The sequence below is a fragment of the Streptomyces anandii JCM 4720 genome, from assembly GCF_014650655.1.
Taxonomy (GTDB): domain Bacteria; phylum Actinomycetota; class Actinomycetes; order Streptomycetales; family Streptomycetaceae; genus Streptomyces; species Streptomyces anandii.
The window spans coordinates 1-4,922 of record NZ_BMVJ01000052.1 but is presented as its reverse complement, the minus strand read 5'-3'; the positions used below and the strand labels follow the sequence as shown (position 1 = coordinate 4,922).

Sequence of the window (4,922 nt, the reverse complement as noted above, 5' to 3'; positions counted from 1 at the left end):
GCCACCTACGGCAAGGAGCGACCGGCGCAGGACCGGCCGCTGTGGCTGGGCTCGATCAAGTCGAACATCGGTCACACCCAGGCCGCCGCCGGTGTCGCGGGCATCATGAAGATGGTGCTGGCGATGCGGCACGGCGTGCTGCCGCGCACCCTGCACGTCGACGAGCCGACCCCGCACGTGGACTGGACAGCCGGTGCGGTGGAACTGCTCACCGAAGCCCAGGAGTGGCCGCAGACCGGGCGTCCCCGCAGGGCGGCCGTCTCCTCGTTCGGCATCAGCGGCACCAACGCTCATACGATCATCGAGCAGGCACCCCAGTCCGAACCCAGGCCCGAGTCGCAGTCGCAGCTCCAGCCCCTCCTTCCGCCCGTGCTGCCCTACGTGCTCTCCGCCAAGAACTCCGACGCGCTCCGCGCACAGGCCGAGCGCCTGTGGGCGCACCTCGCTGCCCGGCCGGAGACGCGCCCGGTGGACATCGCCTACTCCCTCGCCACCGGCCGCAACGCCCTGGAGCAGCGGGCTGTACTCACCACCTCTGCCCCTACCTCCACTGCCACCGCTCCCGGTGATCACGAGGCCCTCTCACGTGCACTGCGCGCCCTGGCCGACGGCGAACCGCTCGCCGGGACGGTTCTGGACAGGACCGATGAGGGCAGGCTGGCGTTCCTGTTCACGGGGCAGGGCAGCCAGCGGCTCGGCATGGGCCGGGAGCTGTACGAGGCGTATCCGGCGTTCGCGCGAGCACTGGACGACATCTTCGCCAGGTTCGAACTGCCTCTACGGGACGTCATGTTCGGCGGTGAGCGGGAAGAGGCCGGGCTGATCGACCGGACGGAGTACACGCAACCCGCGCTGTTCGCCGTCGAGGTGGCGCTGTTCCGGCTGCTGGAGTCGTGGGGCGTGCACCCGGACTTCGTCTCCGGTCACTCCATCGGCGAGCTGGCGGCCGCCCATTGCGCGGGTGTGCTGTCGCTCGAGGACGCGTGCACGCTGGTGGCCGCCCGCGGCCGGCTGATGCAGGAACTCCCGGGCGAAGACGGCGCGATGGTGGCCGTCGAGGCCGCCGAGGACGAGGTCACCCCGTACCTCACGGACGCGGTGAGCGTCGCGGCCGTCAACGGCCCGAGCTCGGTGGTCATCGCCGGTGACGAGAGCGCCGTACTGGAGATCGCCGAAGCCTTCGAGGAGCGGGGGCGGAGGACCAGGCGCCTGACGGTCAGTCACGCCTTCCACTCGCCGCAGATGGACGGCATGCTCGACGCCTTCCGCGAGGTCGCCGAGGGTCTCTCCTACGAGGCCCCGCGCATTCCGCTCGTCTCCAACCTCACCGGTGCCGTCGCCTCCGCCGAGGAGATCACCACCGCCGACTTCTGGGTACGGCACGTCCGTGAGACCGTCCGCTTCCTGGACGGCATGCGCGTGCTGCGGGAACAGCAGGTCGGCACCTTCCTGGAACTGGGCCCGGACGGAGTCCTCTCGGCGTTGGCCCGGGACTGCGTCGAGGACGGTGACGCGGCCGCCGCCTACGTGCCCGCGCTGCGCAAGGGGCGGTCCGAGCCCGAGACGCTGACCACAGCACTCGCCCACGCCCACGCACGTGGCGCCGACGTCGACTGGCAGCGCTTCTTCGCCGGCACCGGCGCCCACCGCGTCGACCTGCCCACCTACGCCTTCCAGCGCCGCCGCTTCTGGCCGGAACCGGCAAGCACCACCCCGGCCGCGGCTGCCTCGAACACGCACCCCGCGACCACCACCGACGCGCGCTTCTGGGCCGCCGTCGAGGACGGGGACCTGGGCGCGCTCACCACAGAACTCGCTGTCGAGGCCGACCAGCCGCTGAGCGCCGTACTGCCGGCCCTGGCGTCCTGGCACCGCCGGCAGCTCGAACGCGCCACCGTGGCCGACCGGCGCTACCGCGTCGTCTGGAAGCCTTCGTCGGGGCTGAGTGGGCCAGGGGGGCCGGGACCGGAGGAGACCGCGGCCGCGCGCATGGCCGGGACCTGGCTGACCGTGGTGCCGGCGGCGCTGGCCGACGATCCGTGGTACTGCAGCCTCCGTACGGCGCTGGAGCGCGCCGGGGCGGACGTCGTGACCGTGCCGGTGGACGGCGCCGGCGGCGCCGCCGGAATCGCTGGTGCCGGTTCGCCCGGCGAGGCGATCGCCGATGACGACGAGACCGAGGCGATCGCCGATGCCGACGAGATCGAGGCGATCGCCGATGCCGACGAGATCGAGGCGCTCGCCGAGCGGCTGAGCCAGGCGGTGGACACCGATGGGGCACCCGTCTCAGGAGTGCTGTCCCTGCTCGCGTTCGACGAGGGACCCCATCCGCGTCATCCCGCCGTACCCGTAGGCCTCGCACTGACCGCCGCGCTGACGCGGGCTGTCGAGTCGGCGGGCATCGGCGCGCCCCTCTGGTGCCTGACCCGTGGTGCGGTCCCGGTCGACGCCACCGATCCGCTGCTCAGCCCCCTGCAGGCCCAGGTCGCCGGCCTCACCCGGGTGATCGCGCTGGAACAGCCGGAAACTTGGGGCGGATTGATCGACTTGCCCCGCACCCTCGACGAGCGCACCGCCACCCGGCTCACGGCAGTGCTCGCGGCCGGCGGCGAAGAGGACCAGGTGGCGGTACGGCCCACCGGGACCTACGTACGCCGACTGGTGCGCGACACGGGTGCCGTCGACAACCCCGACTCCGCCCGGTCCGACGCCGGTTGGGCCCCTCGCGGCACCGTGTTGGTCACCGGGGGCACCGGCGCGCTGGGCGCGCATGTCGCCCGCTGGCTGGCGCGCAACGGCGCCGAGCGACTCGTACTGCTCAGCCGTCGCGGACCCGACGCGCCCGGCGCTGACGCCTTGAACGCCGAACTCACCGAGCTCGGCGCCGAGGTGGCCATCGAGGCCTGTGACGTGGCCGACCGTTCCGCCCTCGAGGCGCTGGTCGGAAAGCTCACCGCGGACGGCGCACCGGTGCGGGCCGTGGTGCACGCGGCGGGCGTGTCGCAGCCGCCGGGCACGGCGACCGCACTGCCGGAGTTCGCGGACGTCGTCGCCGCCAAGACGGCCGGAGCGGTGCATCTGGACGCCCTCTTCGACGACGACTCGCTCGACGCGTTCGTACTGTTCTCGTCGATCGCCGGTGTGTGGGGGAGCGGGGGCCAAGGCGCTTACGCCGCCGCCAACGCCTTCCTCGACGCGCTCGCCGAACAGCGCCGGGCGCGCGGGCTGGCGGCCACCGCCATCGCCTGGGGACCGTGGGCGGAAGGCGGCATGGCCGCCGAAGGCGACGCCGAGGAGCAGCTGCGCCGGCGCGGGCTGCCGCCCATGGCACCGGAGGCGAACCTCGCGGCTCTGCGCGAGGTGGTCGCCGGCCCGGAGGCCACCGTGACCGTCGCGGAGGTCGACTGGGCGCGGTTCGCACCCGTCTTCACAGCCGCCCGCCCCCGCCCGCTGATCGCGGACCTGCCGGAGGTGCGCGCCGCGCTGCGCGCCGGCGATGCCACGTCGCCGGACGGCGTGGCGCAGGACGGCACGTCCGCGCGCGGCGGTTCGGCGGGGGCGGGCTCGGGGGCCGCTCTGCGGGAGCGGCTGACCGGCCTCGGCACGGAAGACGACCGTATGACGCTGGTGCTGGACCTCGTCCGAAGCCAGGCGGCCCTCGCGCTGGGCCACGACTCGTCCGACGCCGTGGAAGCCGGCCGCGCCTTCAAGGAGCTCGGCTTCGACTCCCTCACCGCCGTCGAACTCCGCGACCGCATCAAGTCGGCCACCGGCCTCACACTCCCCGCCACCCTTGTCTTCGACTACCCCAACCCCACAGTGCTCGCCCGCCACTTGCTCACCGTGCTGCTCCCCGGAGGTGACAACGCCCCGGCCCCGGACGGCGATCCGCAGGAGGCCGAACTGCGCCGGACGCTCGCCGCCATCCCGACCAGCCGCATCCGGGAGGCCGGCCTGCTGGACGCCCTGCTCGAACTCGCGGGCCCCCAGCCGACCCCAGCCACCGCCGCCGCCGATCAGGGGTTGTCCCCCGACGACATCGACGGGCTGGACGTGCAGCATCTGATCGATATGGCGCTCGACAGCAACCAGCCCTGACGCGCCCGAAGTGCGGAGTACAAGATGACAACCCCCAACGAAAAGATCGTTGAAGCGCTACGGGCCTCGCTCAAGGAAACCGAGCGGTTGCGTCGGCAGAACCACCAGCTCACCGCCGCATCGCGGGAGCCGATCGCGATCGTCGGCATGAGCTGCCGGTTCCCGGGTGGCGTACGGTCCCCGGAGGACCTGTGGCGGCTGGTCGCCGAGGGCCGGGACGCCATCTCCGGCTTCCCGACGAACCGGGGCTGGGACATCGAGTCGCTGTACGACCCCGACCCGGAGCACGAAGGCACCTTCTACGCGCGCGAGGGCGGCTTCCTGCACGACGCCGCCGAGTTCGACCCGGCGTTCTTCGGCATCTCGCCGCGCGAGGCGCTGGCGATGGACCCGCAGCAGCGGCTGCTGCTGGAGACCTCCTGGGAGGCCTTCGAGCGGGCCGGCATCGACCCGGCCGCCGTGCGCGGGAGCAGGACCGGCGTGTTCGTGGGCGCGTCATCCCAGGCCTACGGCGCCGGCCAGTACGACCTGCCGGACGGCGTCGAGGGCCACCTCCTCACCGGCACCGCGTCCAGCGTCGTCTCCGGCCGCATCGCCTACGTCTTCGGTCTCGAAGGCCCCGCGGCCACCATCGACACCGCCTGCTCGTCCTCCTCCGTCGCCCTGCACCTCGCCGTGCAGGCACTGAGGCAGGGCGAGTGCTCGCTGGCCCTCGCGGGCGGAGTGACCGTACTGGCCACCCCTGACGTGTTCGTGGAGTTCAGCCGGCAGCGGGGGCTGTCGGCGGACGGTCGGTGCAAGTCCTTCGCCGCCTCGGCGGACGG

2 protein-coding genes are annotated in these 4,922 nt (G+C 73.0%); both read left to right on the top strand.

Features of this window, described 5'->3' with window-relative positions; genetic code table 11:
• Positions 1–4,098 (top strand): type I polyketide synthase (locus IE249_RS35125; RefSeq protein WP_189711519.1); only part of this gene is annotated, 4,098 nt, incomplete at its 5' end.
• 24 nt (positions 4,099–4,122) lie between these two features.
• Positions 4,123–4,922, top strand: an 800-nt coding sequence (locus IE249_RS35120; RefSeq protein ID WP_229860006.1) for a beta-ketoacyl synthase N-terminal-like domain-containing protein, incomplete at its 3' end; no start/stop codon positions are given.